Below are 18,169 nucleotides of genomic sequence, written 5' to 3' on the forward strand. Positions count from 1 at the left end.
CTCTCCGGCATCAGACGGGTTCAGGGGTGCAGCCAAATCGATAGGCGCGTAATACATCCTGTATTTTGTCGATGATGAGATTTTGCGGTGTTGCGGCGATCTCATTCATCGACAATCGTTCGAACTGGACGGGCATAAACTGGCTGATCAGCCCCAGAGGCAAGGAGGTTGCGCTCAGATTAGCGATCAACTTCTCAACGCTCTGGCGAATACGCGGGTGCGGCCAGTAGTAGCGAATGCGATCGGACAGGCTAAAGTGAATATCCACCATTGCCTGGCTCCAGGTGGGGCGGTAGTACTTCTTCCAGTAATCCGGCTCGTTCAGCATGACTTCGTCGATCACGTCAAGCACATGGCTGCGTTGCTCAGGGGCGATGAGGGCCTTCTCCATCTGTGCGAGGGCAAAAATGGCTTCTCGCAGGGCAAAGGTCAGCGCCGGGCCGACTTTCAGGATCGCGAAGTGATCGCGAACCAAAGCGCGATAGGCCTGACGAGTCTGGTAGTCCGTGGAGTGCGCCTCATAGACCATGGGGGTCTGGCGGATCCAGCCGGAAAGCGCCTCTGCCGCGTGCGGCTGGTAGTGAATAATTTGCGTATGGTCGAACTCCACGCCGGGTTGCACGACTAACGCAATCACTCGCGTCATCGCCTCGTCCAGACCGAGCGCGGCAAAGGCCTCACGATGCGTTTCCAGCGTCTGCACGGCATCTTCCACACGGGTAACATGCACGCTGTTAATACTGCTGGCTTCACCGCCGGGAACGGGAACCTCAGTACCTATCACGTAGGCTAGCGCCGCTTTCTGTTCTTCAGTAGCCGTCTCTTCTGCGGCTTTGCACAGTCGGGCGGCACGCTGTGCCACCACTTCAGGCGGGAGTGGAACAGGATCGTCGGCGCAGGACATTGAGGCGTCCAGGTGGATCTTGCTAAACCCTGCCGCGACATAGGCTTTGATCAATGCGATGGATTTCTCCATCGCCGCGTCGGCCGGTTCGTTTTGCCAGCAGTTTGGCCCCAGATGATCGCCACCCAGGATCAAACGTTCATGCGGAAAGCCCACCGCTTCAGCGATCTTCAGCACAAAATCACGGAAATCAGCGGGTTTCATACCGGTGTAACCGCCGAACTGGTTCACCTGATTTGAGGTGGCTTCAATCAGCATCTTGTTGTCGGTATGCAGATCGAACCGCAATGCGGCTTCGATAACCAGCGGGTGCGCTGAGCAAACTGAGCAAATACCGAGATCTTCTCCCGCTTTATGGCGGGTAATAATATCTTTCACGTTTCCTCCAGGTCAGGACTTCAGGCTTTCGTATTTAGAGCTTTCCTTCACAGCCACAATCGTTAATCACTTTACGCACCACCTCTTTCATGGCGCGTTTGGCGGGCACCATGTAATGTCGCGGGTCGCTGGTTTCGGGATGTGAAGCGAGATAGGCCTTCAGGGCATTCGAGAAGGCGATTTTGAGTTCTGTGGCAACGTTGACTTTGCAGATACCGAGGCGAATGGCCTGACGGATATCGGCCGTCGATAAACCGGAAGCGCCGTGCAGCACCAGCGGGATATCGACCTGATTGCGGATCTCTGCCAGACGTTCAAAATCAAGTTTCGGCGTGGCGGTGTAGAGGCCGTGCGCGGTACCGATGGCGACGGCCAATGAGTCGATACCCGTTAATTCAACAAACTCGCGTGCCTGTAGCGGGTTGGTGTAAAGCGCATCTTTGCTGTCGACCACAAGGTCATCTTCCTGCCCGCCAAGACGGCCAAGTTCAGCCTCCACGCTCACATCGTAACGGTGGCAGTAGTCTGTCACTTTCTTCACCAGCGCGACGTTTTCAGTGAACGGATGATGAGATCCGTCGATCATCGCCGAGCGGATCCCGCTCTGGACTTTCTGCGCGATATCGTCGAACGCTTCGTGATGATCGAGGTGGATCGCCAGCGGCTGGTTGTACGTTTTGGCCAGATCGCTGGCGATGGCGACAACGTTCCCGGTTCCGGCATAGCTGAACGTGCCGGGCGTACCCGCCACGATCAGCGGAGATCGCATCTCAGAGGCCGTTTCAACGACCACCTGCAGCGTTTCGAGATTATGAATATTGAATGCCGGTACGGCGTAACCTTCGCGCTGTGCTTTCAGCAGCATCGCTTTCGACGAGATGATGAACATCTTTCCTCCGAAACCTTTCGTTTTGTTTATGCGAAAGACAATATAGGGTTTCGGAATGTTATTTTGTGATTGGTATCTTAAAAATGAAAGAATCGAAATGAAAGATAAGGATGCGAAAGAAATGAAAGCAAAAAAAAGCATGGCCGAAGCCATGCTAAGCGAGGTTTACAGCAAACTCACGTCACCGGTGCCGGGTTAAACACCGCCAGCTGATTATGTAATCCCCATTGATCAGAGAACGTTTTCTTCCGGCCGCTGGCAACATCCAGAATGAAGTGGAACAGCTTCCAGCCCACGTCCTCAATGCTCTCTTCCCCGGTGGCGATGGTGCCCGCGTTGATATCCATTAAGTCATACCAGCGGTTTGCCAGCTCGGTGCGGGTCGCCATCTTGATCACCGGCACCGCCATCAGGCCGTACGGCGTGCCGCGCCCGGTGGTAAAGACCTGCACCGTAATGCCGGACGCCACCTGCTGCGTGCCGCAGACGAAATCGCTGGCAGGCGTTGCGGCATAAATCAGGCCGCGTTTGGTCGGGCGCTGGCCCGGAGAGAGCACTTCGACAATCGCGCTCTGGCCGGATTTGGCAATCGAGCCAAGGGCTTTTTCCACCACGTTGGCCAGGCCGCCTTTTTTGTTGCCCGGCGAAGGGTTAGCGCTGCGGTCGGTTTGCCCCATGTCGAGATAGTTATCGTACCAGGCCATCTCTTCCAGCAGGCGTTTGCCCACCTCTTCGTTGACGGCGCGCGGCGTCAGCAGGTGGATAGCGTCACGCACTTCGGTCACTTCGGAGAACATCACCGTGGCGCCGCAGCGCACGAACAGATCGGACGCATAGCCCACCGCCGGGTTGGCGGTCACGCCGGAAAACGCATCGCTGCCGCCGCACTGGGTGCCCACCACCAGCTCAGAGGCCGGGCAGGTTTCGCGCTGGCGTTTGTTGAGCTTATCCAGGTGGCGTTCAGCCACCTGCAGAATATCGTCGACCATCGATCGAAAGCCGACGTGGTGCTCGTCCTGCAGGCGCACGATGCTGGCATCGTCTACCGGAATCGCTTTCACATCCTCGGTGCCCTGAAGCAGGCGCTCAGGCTGAAGTTTTTCACACCCCAGACCGATTACCATCACCTCGCCGCCAAAGTTCGGGTTGAGGGCAATATTGTGAATGGTGCGGATCGGCACTACCGCCGCGGGCGCGTTGATCGCCACGCCGCAGCCGTAGAGGTGGTTCAGGCCCACTACGCCATCCACGTTCGGGTATTTCGGCAGCAGGTCGCGCTCGATGATTTTCACCACGTAATCCACCACGCCCGCCACGCAGTGTACGCTGGTGGTAATGCCGAGCAGGTTCTTGGTGCCGACGCTGCCGTCCGCGTTACGGTAGCCTTCGAAGGTATAGCCCTCCAGCGGCGGCAGCGGTTCAGGCACGCGCGTCGCCAGCGGCAGGGTATTCAGCGGCGGCGCTTTTGGCAGTTCAACCAGCGACTCTTCAATCCAGCTTCCCTGCGGGATCGCGCGGACGGCATAGCCAATAATTTCACCGTAGCGCACGATTTCACCGTGCGCCGGGATATCCACCAGCGCCACCTTATGCCCTTGCGGAATATGCTCAATCAGTTCCAGCCCGTCCGGGAAACGGGTTCCCGCTTTTAAGCCGTTGTCGTTGACAATAATCGCCACGTTATCGGTGTCATGTACTTTTATATAAAACGCCGTCGGCGATGCCTGTCGAATTTCAATGTCGGCCATTGTTCACTATTCTCCAGCAAAGTGTCTGATCATTAATGCAGCCACACAGGTAGTAATTTACTTATTTTCGAAATAAAGACGCTGCTTACTTAAATAAAGAATGTCAGGACTTGAGATATAAGAATGTGATCCAGGTCACCCCCTAAAGCGAGAGACAGCGCGCTGCGGCTGTGAATGCGTGATTCTGTGCAGCAGCGCCCAGTGCTTTGTGCATATGCTCAAAAACTTATTCATATCAGGCGTGATAATTGAGCGTTAATCCAGTGCGATGCCATAAAGTGATGATTATACTGAATCACATTGATATTGCGTCTGGTTAATTACCTGATATTGCCTGCTATCGATAAATAATCAGGAAATATGTTTTCTAAAATTATAAATATAAATTTCGCTGTGCCTGAGGAAATAAACATGATTCTGGATACTGCTGTAGAATCGAAAAAGGGTGTACCCACTCGCTATTTAATATTACTGATTATTTTTATCGTCACGGCCATTAACTACGCTGACCGTGCGACGCTGTCGATTGCCGGTACGGAAGTGGCAAAAGAGCTGCAGCTCAGTGCCGTCTCAATGGGGTATATTTTCTCCGCCTTCGGCTGGGCCTACCTGCTGATGCAAATCCCCGGAGGCTGGCTGCTGGATAAGTTCGGCTCCAAAAAAGTCTATACCTACAGCCTGTTCTTCTGGTCGCTGTTCACCTTCCTGCAGGGCTTTGTGGATGTCTTCCCGCTGGCCTGGGCGGGCGTGTCGATGTTCATCATGCGCTTTATGCTCGGCTTCTCGGAAGCGCCATCGTTTCCGGCAAACGCCCGGATCGTGGCGGCCTGGTTCCCGACCAAAGAGCGCGGCACCGCGTCTGCGTTGTTTAACGCCGCGCAGTATTTCTCGCTGGCCATCTTCTCTCCGCTGCTGGGCTGGCTGACCTTCGCCTGGGGCTGGGAACACGTCTTTACCGTGATGGGCGTGATTGGCTTTGTGCTGACCGGCGTATGGGTGAAGTATATCCATAACCCGACCGATCACCCGCGCATGTCAGAGCAGGAGCTGAAGTTCATCTCCGAAGGCGGCGCGGTGGTTGATATGGACCATAAAAAGCCCGGAGCGCAGGTCGCAGGCGGTCCTAAACTCCATTACATCAAACAGTTGTTGACCAACCGCATGATGCTGGGCGTCTTTTTTGGTCAATACTTTATCAACACCATCACCTGGTTCTTCCTTACCTGGTTCCCGATTTATCTGGTGCAGGAAAAAGGGATGTCGATTCTGAAAGTGGGTCTGGTGGCCTCCATTCCGGCGCTGTGCGGTTTTGCCGGTGGCGTGCTGGGCGGGGTGTTCTCGGATTATCTGATTAAGCAGGGCAAGTCGATAACCCTGGCGCGCAAGCTGCCGATTGTGCTCGGCATGCTGCTGGCGTCGTCCATCATTCTGTGCAACTACACCAACAACACCACGCTGGTGGTAACCCTGATGGCGCTGGCGTTCTTCGGCAAAGGCTTTGGTGCGCTGGGCTGGCCGGTGATTTCCGACACCGCGCCAAAAGAGATTGTTGGCCTGTGCGGCGGGGTATTTAACGTCTTTGGCAACGTGGCGTCCATCGCGACTCCACTGGTCATTGGTTATCTGGTCAGTGAGCTGCATTCGTTCAACGCGGCACTGGTATTCGTTGGCTGTTCAGCGTTGATGGCGATGTTCTGCTACCTGTTCGTGGTAGGCGACATCAAACGTATGGAATTGCAGAAATAAGCAAAGGTATAAGCGATGAGTAACGATATCTTCCCGAACAAGTTTAAGGCGGCCCTTGCGGCGCATCAGATCCAGATTGGCTGCTGGTCCGCGCTGGCAAGCCCGATCAGCACCGAAGTACTTGGACTGGCCGGGTTCGACTGGCTGGTGCTGGACGGCGAACATGCGCCAAATGACATCAGTACCTTTATTCCGCAGCTGATGGCGCTGAAGGGCAGCCATAGCGCGCCGGTGGTACGCGTGCCGACGAACGAGCCGGTCATCATCAAGCGCCTGCTGGATATCGGTTTCTACAACTTCCTGATCCCGTTTGTGGAAACGGAAGAAGAGGCGGTGCTGGCCGTGGCCTCTACCCGCTACCCGCCGGAGGGCATTCGCGGCGTGTCCGTGTCGCACCGCGCCAACATGTTTGGCACCGTGCCGGACTACTTCGCCCAGTCCAACAAGAACATCACCATCCTGGTGCAGATCGAGAGCCAGCAGGGCGTGGATAACGTCGATGCCATCGCCGCAACCGACGGCGTGGACGGCATCTTTGTCGGTCCAAGCGACCTGGCCGCTGCGTTCGGGCATCTGGGCAATGCGGGTCATCCTGACGTGCAGCGCGCCATTCAGCACATTTTCGCGCGTGCCAAAGCGCACGGCAAACCGTGCGGCATTCTGGCCCCGGTTGAAGCCGATGCCCGCCGCTATCTGGAGTGGGGGGCGACGTTCGTTGCCGTAGGTAGCGATCTCGGCGTGTTCCGCTCCGCCACGCAGAAATTAGCAGACGCTTTTAAAAAATAACCATCACTGAGGAAAAGATTATGACGCTGAAAGTGGGCTTTATTGGCTTAGGTATCATGGGTAAACCAGTGAGTAAGAACCTCATCAAAGCGGGTTACTCACTGGTGGTTTTAGACCGTAATTCAGACGCCGTGGCGGAAGTGATTTCAGCCGGAGCGGAAGCGGCAACCACGGCCAAAGCGATTGCCGAGCAGTGCGATGTGATCATCACCATGCTGCCAAACTCTCCGCACGTGAAAGAGGTGGCGCTGGGCGAGAACGGCATTATCGACGGCGCGAAGCCGGGCCTGGTGGTGATCGACATGAGTTCTATTGCCCCTCTGGCGAGCCGTGAAATCAGCGAGGCGCTGAAGGTGAAAGGCGTGGACATGCTGGACGCGCCGGTCAGCGGCGGCGAGCCAAAAGCCATCGACGGCACGCTGTCGGTGATGGTGGGCGGCGACAAGGCAGTTTTCGACAAATATTACGACCTGATGAAAGCCATGGCCGGTTCCGTGGTGCATACCGGTGAAATCGGCGCGGGTAACGTCACCAAGCTGGCAAACCAGGTGATTGTGGCGCTGAATATCGCGGCGATGTCAGAAGCGTTGACGCTGGCCACCAAGGCGGGCGTCAACCCGGATTTGGTCTATCAGGCGATCCGCGGCGGCCTGGCGGGCAGCACCGTGCTGGATGCGAAAGCGCCGATGGTGATGGATCGTAACTTCAAGCCGGGTTTCCGCATTGACCTGCACATTAAAGACCTGGCTAACGCGCTGGATACCTCTCACGGCGTGGGCGCACAGCTGCCGCTGACCGCGGCGGTGATGGAGATGATGCAGGCGCTGCGCGCGGACGGTCTGGGCACCGCCGACCACAGCGCGATTGCATGCTACTACGAAAAACTGGCGAAAGTGGAAGTTGCTCGCTAATGACGTCCTGCCCGGTGGCGCTTTGCTCATCGGGCCTACGGTCCAGGCCGGATCCGTGCTGTAACAGGCTACAACTATGAAAATCGTAATCGCGCCAGACTCTTATAAAGAAAGCCTTTCTGCCACCGAGGTAGCTCAGGCGATAGAAAAAGGATTTCGGGAAATCTTCCCCGACGCACTTTATGTTTCTGTTCCCGTCGCCGACGGCGGGGAAGGCACGGTTGAAGCGATGATCGCCGCCACCCACGGCAGCGAACATCATGCCGTCGTCACGGGCCCGCTGGGTGAAAAGGTGAATGCCTGCTGGGGAATGTCCGGTGACGGCAGTACGGCGTTTATCGAGATGGCGGCAGCCAGCGGTCTGGCATTAGTCCCTCCGGCACAGCGCAACCCGCTGGTTACCACTTCACGCGGCACCGGGGAGCTTATCCTCTGCGCGCTGGATAAAGGCGCGCGCAATATTATTATCGGCATCGGCGGCAGCGCGACCAACGACGGCGGCGCGGGGATGATGCAGGCGCTCGGGGCGAAGCTCAGCGATGCTAACGGCACGGAGATCGGCTACGGCGGCGGCAGCCTGATGGCGCTTAACAGTATTGATCTTTCGGGTCTTGATATGCGTCTTCAGCATTGTGCGATCCGCGTCGCCTGCGACGTCACCAACCCCCTGGTGGGAGAGAAAGGCGCGTCGCGCGTCTTCGGCCCACAAAAAGGGGCGACCGAGGGGATGATCCTCGAGCTGGACGCCAATCTCAGCCACTTTGCTGACGTGATGAAAAAAAACCTGCGTATCGACGTGAAGCACGTGCCGGGAGCCGGTGCTGCGGGCGGTATGGGGGCAGCGCTGATGGCGTTTCTCGGCGCGGAACTTAAGAGCGGGATTGAGATTGTCACCCAGGCGCTCAACCTTGAAGAGCATATCCACGACTGCACATGGGTACTGACGGGGGAAGGGCGCATCGACAGCCAGAGCATTCACGGCAAAGTGCCCATCGGCGTAGCGAACGTCGCTAAAAAATACCATAAGCCGGTGATCGGCATTGCCGGTAGCCTGACCCCGGACGTGGGCGTCGTGCACCAGTACGGCATTGACGCTGTGTTCAGCGTGCTGACCAGCATTGGGTCACTGGAAGAAGCGTTTCGCGGGGCCTATGACAACATTTATCGCGCCTCACGCAATATCGCCGCGACTTTGCAGGTGGGGATGCACACCCAAGGGTGACAGCGGCGCGCAAACCCTCTATACTGCGCGCCGAAGCTGACCAGACAGTCGCCGCTTCGTCGTCGTCCCTTTCGGGGGAGACGGGCGGAGGGGAGGAAAGTCCGGGCTCCATAGGGCAGGGTGCCAGGTAACGCCTGGGGGGGAAACCCACGACCAGTGCAACAGAGAGCAAACCGCCGATGGCCCGCGCAAGCGGGATCAGGTAAGGGTGAAAGGGTGCGGTAAGAGCGCACCGCGCGGCTGGTAACAGTCCGCGGCACGGTAAACTCCACCCGGAGCAAGGCCAAATAGGGGTTCACATGGTACGGCCCGTACTGAACCCGGGTAGGCTGCTTGAGCCAGTGAGCGATTGCTGGCCTAGATGAATGACTGTCCACGACAGAACCCGGCTTATCGGTCAGCTTCAACTTCTTAAAGAACCCCGCTTCGGCGGGGTTTTTGCTTTCAGGTCATCCGGTCATATGGGCAAAGGATACCAATTATCAAAATTGCGACACTAAGCACATTTCACTATTTATGTGGTTAATGAATCCGTTCATTTGCCCTATACGATCCTAATCACAAAATTTCCCGCTAAGAAAAGACGCTTTCTCAGTGTTGTTAATTTGTTGCTGATGTTGCGCTAATGGTGTTCATAGTTTTCACATTTGATATGTGAATATTGAATTCAAAAACATTCATACTATGAATGTGTGATGTATTCGACCCTTTTGTATGCGCTAATAACGTCATTATTGTTCTTTTTGATAAAACACAAAAATGTTTTAAAAAGAAAATGGTTGTTTATTAGCCGTTAATTGTCTGAAAGATAGTCTTTATTGATATTTTAAAATACAAAAAATCCACCGCAGTTATCACCATAAAATAAAGTTATTACCGCCATTTTTATTGATCAATATCAGCGTATTGGTGTGTTTTTGTATTATTAACCAATTGATATATAAGTGTTTTAATGGCGTTTTGTGGGGGAGGGAAATGATGTGAAAAGGCAAATTGTGAGTAACAGCACATACCCCCTGAAACACTATTAGGTAGAATTCGCTCCGTCATAGGGAAATAAGCGCAGAATATTATGAACACTATTATTCTACCGAAAACACAGCACCTCGTGGTATTTCAGGAAGTCATTAAAAGTGGCTCCATAGGTTCTGCGGCAAGACAGCTGGGCCTGACGCAACCGGCCGTCAGCAAAATCATCAGCGATATCGAATCCTACTTCGGGGTTGAAGTGATGATTCGTAAAAACACGGGCGTTAAGTTGACCGCAGCAGGCCAGGTTCTGCTCTCGTACTCAGAGTCGATCACCCGCGAAATGAAAAACATGGTGAGCGAGATTAACAGCCTCAGTTTTAGCACCGTTATGGACGTCTCCTTTGGCTATCCGTCGCTGATAGGCTTCACCTTCCTGTCTGAGATGATCAAAAAATTCAAGGAAGTGTTCCCGAAAGCGCGCGTCTCGATGTACGAAGCACAGCTCTCTTCGTTCCTGCCCGCTATCCGCGATGGCCGACTGGATTTTGCCATCGGTACGCTAAGTGATGAAATGCTGCTGCAAGACTTGCACGTCGAGCCTCTGTTCGAGTCCGAGTTTGTGCTGGTCGCCAGCAAATCACGAACGTGCACCGGCCCGACAACACTGGCATCGCTCACGCACGAGCAGTGGGTGATGCCGCAAACCGATATGGGCTACTACAAAGAACTTCTGACCACCCTGCAAGACAACCACATCAGCATTGAAAACATCGTCCAGACCGATTCCGTCGTTACCATTTATAACCTTGTCCTTAATGCCGATTATCTGACGGTGATTCCCCGCGACATGATTGCGCCGTTCGGTTCTGACCAGTTTATTGTCCTGCCGGTAGAAGATGAATTACCCGTGGCGCGTTATGCCGCGGTATGGTCTAAAAATTACAGGATTAAAAAATCAGCGTCCGTATTAGTTGAACTGGCAAAACAATATTCGTCGATGAATATCGAAAGACGACGATGAATAATTAGCATCCATTTAAAAACACCCAGAGCTTATCTCAGTACCGCTCTGATACCCTGACTTTGCCTGAAAACAATGAATTATTATAACGAGGATATTATGCACATTACTTACGATCTCCCGGTAACGATTGAAGATATTCAGGATGCCAGAAAACGACTGGCAGGAAAAATCTATAAAACCGGTATGCCGCGTTCGAATTATCTCAGCGGACGTTGTAAGGGCGAGATATTCCTGAAGTTTGAAAACATGCAGCGTACCGGTTCATTCAAAATTCGCGGCGCGTTTAATAAGTTAAGCTCACTCACCGATGCTGAAAAACGTAAAGGCGTTGTCGCCTGCTCGGCGGGGAACCACGCGCAGGGCGTGTCCCTCTCCTGCGCGATGCTCGGCATCGACGGCAAAGTGGTGATGCCGATGGGCGCGCCGAAATCTAAGGTTGCCGCCACGCGCGACTACTCCGCCGAAGTGGTGCTGCACGGCGAGAACTTCAACGACACCATCGCCAAAGTGAGCGAAATCGTCGAGATGGAGGGGCGCATTTTTATCCCGCCTTATGATGACCCAAAAGTGATTGCCGGACAGGGCACCATTGGCCTGGAAATCCTCGAAGATTTATACGACGTGGATAACGTCATTGTGCCTATCGGCGGCGGCGGATTAATTGCCGGGATTGCCACGGCGATTAAATCCATCAACCCGACCATTAATATTATCGGCGTGCAGTCTGAGAACGTTCACGGTATGGCTGCGTCTTATCAGGCCGGGGAAATCGTCAACCATCGCGTCACCGGAACATTAGCGGACGGCTGCGATGTTTCTCGTCCCGGCAAATTAACCTTCGAAATTGTTCGTGAATTAGTTGACGACATTGTGCTGGTCAGCGAGGACGATATTCGCAACAGCATGATAGCGCTTATTCAGCGAAACAAAGTGGTGACAGAAGGTGCCGGCGCGCTGGCCTGCGCGGCGTTATTAAGCGGCAAGCTTGACCATTATATTCAGGGTCGTAAAACCGTCTGCATTATTTCCGGCGGCAATATCGATCTCTCCCGTGTTTCCCAAATTACCGGCTTCGTTGACGCATAAGGATGACCTATGAGCAACACAGAAAGCATTATCGTTGGCCAGACAAAAACGTCCTCCTGGCGTAAGTCTGATACCACCTGGACGCTTGGCCTGTTTGGTACCGCCATTGGCGCGGGCGTGCTGTTCTTCCCTATTCGCGCAGGCTTCGGTGGCCTGATCCCCATTCTGCTGATGCTGGTTCTCGCGTTCCCGATTGCGTTCTACTGCCACCGGGCGCTGGCGCGCCTGTGTCTGTCAGGCAGTAACGTCTCCGGCAACATCACCGAAACGGTGGAAGAGCACTTCGGCAAGACCGGCGGGGTGGTCATCACCTTCCTCTACTTCTTTGCGATTTGCCCGCTGCTGTGGATTTACGGCGTCACTATTACCAACACCTTCATGACCTTCTGGGAAAACCAGCTCCAGCTGCCCGCGCTGAACCGTGGCTTTGTGGCGCTGTTCCTGCTGCTGCTGATGGCCTTTGTTATCTGGTTTGGTAAAGACCTGATGGTGAAGGTCATGAGCTTCCTGGTGTTCCCGTTTATCGCCAGCCTGGTGCTGATTTCCCTGTCGCTGATCCCGTACTGGAACTCGGCGGTAATCGACCAGGTCAACCTGAGCGATATCGCCTTCACCGGCCATGACGGCATCCTGGTCACGGTGTGGCTGGGGATCTCCATCATGGTCTTCTCCTTTAACTTCTCGCCTATCGTCTCCTCGTTCGTGGTCTCCAAGCGCGAAGAGTACGAGCCGGAGTTCGGGAAAGAGTTTACCGAGCAGAAATGTTCCAAAATCATCGGCCGCGCCAGCCTGCTGATGGTGGCCGTGGTGATGTTCTTCGCCTTCAGCTGCCTGTTCACCCTCTCTCCGCAGAACATGGCGGACGCCAAGGCGCAGAACATTCCGGTGCTCTCTTATCTGGCAAACCACTTCGCGTCGCTGTCAGGCACTAAATCTACCTTCGCCACCGTGCTGGAATACGGCGCGTCCATCATCGCGCTGGTCGCTATCTTCAAATCCTTCTTTGGCCACTATCTGGGCACCCTGGAAGGGCTGAACGGCCTGATCCTCAAGTTCGGCTACAAGGGCGATAAGAAGAAAGTCTCCGTCGGCAAGCTGAACACCATCAGCATGATCTTCATCATGGGCTCCACCTGGGTTGTGGCCTACGCCAACCCGAACATCCTGGACCTTATTGAAGCCATGGGCGCGCCAATCATCGCTTCTCTGCTCTGCCTGCTGCCGATGTACGCCATCCGCAAAGCGCCAGCCATGGCGAAGTATAAGGGCAAACCCGAGAACATCTTCGTCACGGTTGTGGGCCTGCTGACCATTCTGAATATCGTTTACAAACTGTTCTAACCCATTGCTCAGGAAGAGCGGAGTCACATGATGATTGAGTTTCCGGTAGTACTGGTTATTAACTGCGGATCGTCCTCTGTTAAGTTTTCGGTGCTCGACGCCAGCAGCTGCGACGCCCTGATGACGGGCATTGCAGACGGCATCAACACCGAGAAGGCCTTTATTTCCGTGAACGGGGGTGAGCCGGTCAGGCTGGCTCACCAGGACTACGAAGGGGCGCTGGCTGCCATCGCCCTGGAGCTGGAGAAGCGTGACCTGATGAGCAGCGTGGCCTTAATTGGCCACCGCATTGCTCACGGCGGCGACCTCTTCAGCGAGTCGACCCTGATCACGGAAGAGGTGATTGCGCAGATCCGCCAGGTCTCCCCGCTGGCGCCGCTGCATAACTACGCCAACCTGAGCGGCGTGGAAGCCGCAGAGCGCCTGTTCCCGGGCGTGCAGCAGGTGGCGGTATTTGATACCAGCTTCCACCAGACGCTGCCGCCGCAGGCGTATCTGTACGGATTGCCGTACCGCTATTTTGAAGAGCTGGGCGTTCGCCGCTACGGCTTCCACGGCACCTCTCACCGCTATGTGGCCGCGCAGGCGCATACGCTTCTCGGGCTGTCCCCCGAAGACAGCGGCATGGTGATCGCCCATCTCGGCAACGGGGCGTCCATCTGCGCGGTGCGCAACGGCGAAAGCGTGGATACCTCCATGGGGATGACCCCCCTGGAAGGGCTGATGATGGGCACGCGCTGCGGCGACGTGGATTTTGGCGCGATGGCGTGGATTGCCCAGCAGACCGGGCAGTCCTTCGAGGATCTGGAGCGCGTGGTCAACAAAGAGTCTGGGCTGCTGGGGATCTCCGGCATCTCTTCAGACCTGCGGGCGCTGGAGAAAGCCTGGCATGAAGGCAACGAGCGGGCCGTGCTTGCGATCCAGACCTTCGTTCACCGCATTGCGCGACACGTTGCCGGGCACGCGGCGTCGCTGCACCGCCTGGATGGGGTGGTCTTTACCGGCGGGATCGGCGAAAACTCAACGCTGATTCGCGCCCTGGTGGCTGAACGCCTGAAGGTGTTTGGCATCCTCCTCGACGATGCCAAAAATGCCCTGCCGGGCAGCGCGGGTGAGCGCGTCATCAGCACCGATTCGTCCCGCGTGGCCTGCGCGGTGATCCCTACCAACGAAGAAAAAATGATCGCGCTGGACGCCCTCCGTCTTGGGAAGGTTACCCCGGCTGCGGCTTACGCCTGATAAAGCGAGAAACACATGAAAGTAACAATCGATACGGGCGTCGCGCCCTACAGCGACGCATGGGCCGGGTTTCGCGGTGAAGAATGGAAAAACGCCGTCAACGTCCGCGATTTTATTCAGCATAACTACACCCCTTATGAAGGCGATGAAGCTTTCCTCGCGCAGGCGACGCCAGCAACGACGGCGCTGTGGCAGAAGGTGATGGTCGGCATTCGTCAGGAGAATGCTACCCACGCTCCGGTGGATTTTGACACCAACATTGCCACCACCATTACGGCCCACGGGCCGGGCTATATCGACCAGGATCTGGAGACGATCGTTGGTCTGCAAACCGACAAGCCGCTCAAGCGCGCGCTGCACCCGTACGGTGGGATCAACATGATCCGCAGCTCGTTCGAAGCCTATGGCCGCGAGATGGATCCGCAGTTCGAATACCTGTTTACCGACCTGCGCAAAACCCACAACCAGGGCGTATTTGACGTCTATTCGCCGGAGATGATGCGCTGCCGTAAGTCCGGCGTGCTGACCGGCTTGCCGGACGGCTACGGGCGCGGACGCATCATCGGCGACTATCGCCGCGTGGCGCTGTACGGGATCGCTTATCTGGTGCGCGAGCGTGAACTCCAGTTTACGGATCTGCAGGGCAGGCTGGAGCGCGGAGAGGATCTGGAGGCGACGATCCGCCTGCGTGAAGAGCTGGCGGAGCACAAGCGCGCGCTGCTGCAGATCCAGCAGATGGCGGCGAACTATGGCTTTGATATCTCGCGTCCGGCGATGAACGCCCAGGAAGCGGTGCAGTGGCTCTATTTTGCCTACCTTGCCGCGGTGAAATCCCAGAACGGCGGGGCGATGTCGCTGGGGCGCACGGCCTCGTTCCTCGATATCTACATTGAACGCGACATGCAGGCAGGAAGGCTGAATGAAGTCCAGGCGCAGGAGCTGATCGACCACTTCATCATGAAGATCCGCATGGTGCGCTTCCTGCGCACGCCGGAGTTCGACACGCTCTTCTCCGGCGATCCGATCTGGGCGACGGAAGTGATCGGCGGCATGGGGCTGGACGGACGCACGCTGGTGACCAAAAACAGCTTCCGCTATTTGCACACGCTGCACACCATGGGGCCTGCGCCGGAGCCGAACCTGACGATCCTCTGGTCAGAACAGCTGCCGATCGCGTTCAAGAAATACGCCGCGCAGGTGTCGATCGTCACCTCGTCGCTGCAGTATGAGAACGACGATCTGATGCGTGCGGACTTCAACAGCGACGACTACGCCATTGCGTGCTGCGTCAGCCCGATGGTGATCGGCAAGCAGATGCAGTTCTTTGGCGCGCGCGCCAACCTCGCCAAAACGCTGCTGTACGCGATCAACGGCGGGGTGGACGAGAAGCTCAAGATCCAGGTCGGTCCGAAAACCGAGCCGCTGCTGGACGACGTGCTGGATTACGACACCGTGATGGCGAGCCTCGATCACTTTATGGACTGGCTGGCGGTGCAGTACATCAGCGCCCTGAATCTCATTCACTACATGCACGATAAGTACAGCTACGAAGCCTCGCTGATGGCGCTGCACGACCGGGACGTCTATCGCACCATGGCCTGCGGCATTGCCGGGCTGTCGGTAGCCGCGGACTCCCTGTCGGCCATTAAATACGCCACGGTGAAGCCGGTGCGCGACCATACCGGACTGGCGGTCGATTTCGTGATTGAAGGGGACTATCCGCAGTACGGCAACAACGACGACCGCGTGGACAGTATTGCCTGCGACCTGGTGGAGCGCTTTATGAAGAAAATTCAGGCGCTGCCAACCTACCGCAACGCGGTGCCGACACAGTCGATCCTGACCATCACCTCCAACGTGGTTTACGGCCAGAAGACCGGGAACACGCCGGACGGACGACGCGGCGGCACGCCGTTTGCACCTGGTGCGAACCCGATGCACGGACGCGACAGAAAAGGGGCGGTGGCCTCGCTAACGTCGGTTGCCAAACTGCCGTTCACCTATGCGAAAGACGGAATTTCCTACACCTTCTCCATCGTGCCGCAGGCGCTGGGCAAGGACGAGCTGGTGCGCAAAACCAACCTGGTGGGGCTGCTGGACGGCTACTTCCATCACGAAGCGTCCATTGAGGGGGGGCAGCATCTGAACGTGAACGTCATGAACCGGGAAATGCTGCTGGATGCGATTGCCCATCCCGAGAATTACCCGAACCTGACGATCCGCGTTTCGGGCTATGCGGTACGCTTTAACGCCCTGACGCGCGAGCAGCAGCAGGATGTGATTTCGAGGACGTTTACGCAGGCGATGTGACGCAGGCTTCCCCCAAGCCTCCTCTTTGGGGAGGCTTTCATTTCGTGATCAGCATCACTTTTAGAAAATCCCAGTTTTATTTGATACTACAGAAGCAAATTTTCCTCCCGGCACAGAATATCCTTATTAATGTTGTGACCTTTTTCTCCCACGCTCCGGATATGATCTTCCCACACCAATAACACACACCTGCAACCCTCTGAATCGCAATCGCTGGCGATCGGAAATCCATAAAAACAACTGTTTACCCTACAAAATAAGCGAGTGCCCAATGGATACGGCAACAAACAGCAGTGTGATTGTGAGTGATTCCCCCGCGGCAAGGCGAGCGGGAATGAGCGAGAGCGAGTGGCAAGCGGCAATTAAATTCGACAGCACCGACACGGGCTGGGTCATCATGAGTATCGGGATGGCTATCGGTGCGGGGATAGTTTTTCTCCCCGTGCAGGTCGGGTTAATGGGGCTGTGGGTATTTTTGCTCTCATCAATAATTGGCTATCCCGCTATGTATTTATTCCAGCGTCTGTTTATTAACACTCTGGCGGAATCACCGGAGTGCAAAGACTACCCGAGCGTCATTAGCGGTTATTTGGGTAAAAACTGGGGCATCTTATTAGGCGCGCTCTATTTCGTGATGCTGGTGATCTGGATGTTTGTCTATTCCACGGCCATCACCAACGACAGCGCCTCGTATTTGCACACCTTCGGCGTGACCGACGGTTTGCTCTCGGAAAATCCATTCTACGGTTTATTTCTGATTTGCATTCTGGTGGCCATTTCTTCACGCGGTGAAAAGCTGCTGTTTAAGGTTTCCAGCCTGATGGTGCTGACCAAATTATTCGTGGTAGCCGCGCTGGGGCTGTCGATGATTGGCCTCTGGCATTTAGCCAACGTGGGCATGCTGCCGCCGATGGGGCTGCTGATTAAAAACGCCATCATTACACTGCCCTTTACCCTAACTTCCATTCTGTTTATTCAGACCCTTAGCCCGATGGTGATCTCGTACCGTTCACGTGAAAAATCGGTGGAGGTTGCGCGCCATAAAGCGCTGCGGGCGATGAACATTGCCTTTGGTGTGCTGTTTGTAACGGTCTTCTTCTATGCCGTCTCCTTCACCCTGGCGATGGGGCACGATGAGGCGGTTAAAGCCTACGAGCAGAACATTTCGGCTCTGGCGATTGCGGCGCAGTTTATCAGCGGTGACGGCGCGGGCTGGGTCAAAATCGTCAGCGTGATCCTCAATATCTTCGCCGTGATGACCGCGTTCTTTGGCGTCTACCTCGGCTTCCGCGAGGCGACGCAGGGTATCGTCATGAACATCCTGCGCCGCAGAATGCCGGCAGAAAAAATCAATGAAAACGCCGTCCAGCGCGGGATTATGCTGTTCGCCATTCTGCTGGCCTGGAGCGCGATAGTCCTGAACGCGCCGGTGCTGAGCTTCACCTCCATTTGCAGCCCCATCTTCGGCATGGTGGGCTGCCTGATCCCGGCATGGCTGGTCTACAAGGTACCGGCCCTGCATAAATATAAAGGCGTATCGCTGGTGATTATCGTCATCACCGGACTGCTGCTTTGTGTTTCTCCTTTCCTCGCATTCTCCTGAGGGTAATTAA

General features: G+C 55.7%; 13 protein-coding genes and 1 other RNA gene. 11 read left to right on the top strand and 3 right to left on the bottom strand.

The window, feature by feature from the left end; translation table 11 throughout:
- Nucleotides 1–10: 10 nt before the first annotated feature.
- The 3 genes from gatZ to garD all read right to left on the bottom strand — a co-directional run bounded on the left by gatZ (nucleotide 11) and on the right by garD (nucleotide 3,919).
- Nucleotides 11–1,282 carry a tagatose-bisphosphate aldolase subunit GatZ gene (gene gatZ, locus KK102_RS12815; RefSeq protein ID WP_216357731.1) on the bottom strand — a complete coding sequence of 424 codons (1,272 nt, stop codon included), beginning with the start codon at nucleotides 1,280–1,282 and terminating at the stop codon, nucleotides 11–13.
- 34 nt (nucleotides 1,283–1,316) lie between these two features.
- The gene (locus KK102_RS12820; protein ID WP_126545293.1) at nucleotides 1,317–2,171 is read right to left on the bottom strand and encodes a tagatose bisphosphate family class II aldolase; all 855 of its coding nucleotides are present in this window, start codon (nucleotides 2,169–2,171) and stop codon (nucleotides 1,317–1,319) included.
- Nucleotides 2,172–2,347: 176 nt separating this feature from the next.
- Complete coding sequence (gene garD, locus KK102_RS12825) at nucleotides 2,348–3,919, bottom strand: galactarate dehydratase (RefSeq protein WP_126545292.1); 1,572 nt, start codon at nucleotides 3,917–3,919, stop codon at nucleotides 2,348–2,350.
- A 411-nt stretch (nucleotides 3,920–4,330) separates the two neighbouring features.
- On the opposite strand from garD, the gene KK102_RS12830 reads away from it, so the two are divergent.
- The 11 genes from KK102_RS12830 (at nucleotide 4,331) to KK102_RS12880 (ending at nucleotide 18,159) form a co-directional block, all read left to right on the top strand.
- Nucleotides 4,331–5,665, top strand: coding sequence for an MFS transporter (locus KK102_RS12830; RefSeq protein ID WP_216357732.1), 1,335 nt, complete (start codon nucleotides 4,331–4,333; stop codon nucleotides 5,663–5,665).
- A gap of 15 nt (nucleotides 5,666–5,680) precedes the next feature.
- On the top strand, nucleotides 5,681–6,451 hold the full coding sequence (garL, locus tag KK102_RS12835) for a 2-dehydro-3-deoxyglucarate aldolase (protein WP_126545290.1): 771 nt from the start codon (nucleotides 5,681–5,683) through the stop codon (nucleotides 6,449–6,451).
- A 20-nt stretch (nucleotides 6,452–6,471) separates the two neighbouring features.
- Nucleotides 6,472–7,362 (top strand): 2-hydroxy-3-oxopropionate reductase, encoded by an 891-nt coding sequence (garR, locus tag KK102_RS12840; RefSeq protein WP_216357733.1) that lies wholly within the window; start codon nucleotides 6,472–6,474, stop codon nucleotides 7,360–7,362.
- Nucleotides 7,363–7,438: 76 nt separating this feature from the next.
- Nucleotides 7,439–8,584, top strand: a complete 1,146-nt coding sequence (gene garK, locus KK102_RS12845; RefSeq protein WP_216357734.1) for a glycerate 2-kinase — start codon at nucleotides 7,439–7,441, stop codon at nucleotides 8,582–8,584.
- 32 nt (nucleotides 8,585–8,616) lie between these two features.
- Nucleotides 8,617–8,993, top strand: an RNA gene (gene rnpB / locus KK102_RS12850) — RNase P RNA component class A.
- Between the two features lie 663 nt (nucleotides 8,994–9,656).
- Nucleotides 9,657–10,577 carry a transcriptional regulator TdcA gene (gene tdcA / locus KK102_RS12855; RefSeq protein ID WP_126545287.1) on the top strand — a complete coding sequence of 307 codons (921 nt, stop codon included), beginning with the start codon at nucleotides 9,657–9,659 and terminating at the stop codon, nucleotides 10,575–10,577.
- A gap of 99 nt (nucleotides 10,578–10,676) precedes the next feature.
- Nucleotides 10,677–11,666, top strand: coding sequence for a bifunctional threonine ammonia-lyase/L-serine ammonia-lyase TdcB (gene tdcB, locus KK102_RS12860; protein ID WP_216357735.1), 990 nt, complete (start codon nucleotides 10,677–10,679; stop codon nucleotides 11,664–11,666).
- A 9-nt stretch (nucleotides 11,667–11,675) separates the two neighbouring features.
- Nucleotides 11,676–13,007 (top strand): threonine/serine transporter TdcC, encoded by a 1,332-nt coding sequence (tdcC, locus tag KK102_RS12865; protein ID WP_126545286.1) that lies wholly within the window; start codon nucleotides 11,676–11,678, stop codon nucleotides 13,005–13,007.
- Nucleotides 13,008–13,037: 30 nt separating this feature from the next.
- Nucleotides 13,038–14,246 (top strand): propionate kinase, encoded by a 1,209-nt coding sequence (gene tdcD / locus KK102_RS12870; protein WP_126545372.1) that lies wholly within the window; start codon nucleotides 13,038–13,040, stop codon nucleotides 14,244–14,246.
- Nucleotides 14,247–14,261: 15 nt separating this feature from the next.
- On the top strand, nucleotides 14,262–16,556 hold the full coding sequence (gene pflB, locus KK102_RS12875; RefSeq protein WP_216357736.1) for a formate C-acetyltransferase: 2,295 nt from the start codon (nucleotides 14,262–14,264) through the stop codon (nucleotides 16,554–16,556).
- Between the two features lie 271 nt (nucleotides 16,557–16,827).
- On the top strand, nucleotides 16,828–18,159 hold the full coding sequence (locus tag KK102_RS12880) for an amino acid permease (RefSeq protein WP_216357737.1): 1,332 nt from the start codon (nucleotides 16,828–16,830) through the stop codon (nucleotides 18,157–18,159).
- Nucleotides 18,160–18,169: the final 10 nt, after the last annotated feature.

This window comes from Enterobacter quasimori (genome assembly GCF_018597345.1).
GTDB classification, from domain to species: domain Bacteria; phylum Pseudomonadota; class Gammaproteobacteria; order Enterobacterales; family Enterobacteriaceae; genus Enterobacter; species Enterobacter mori.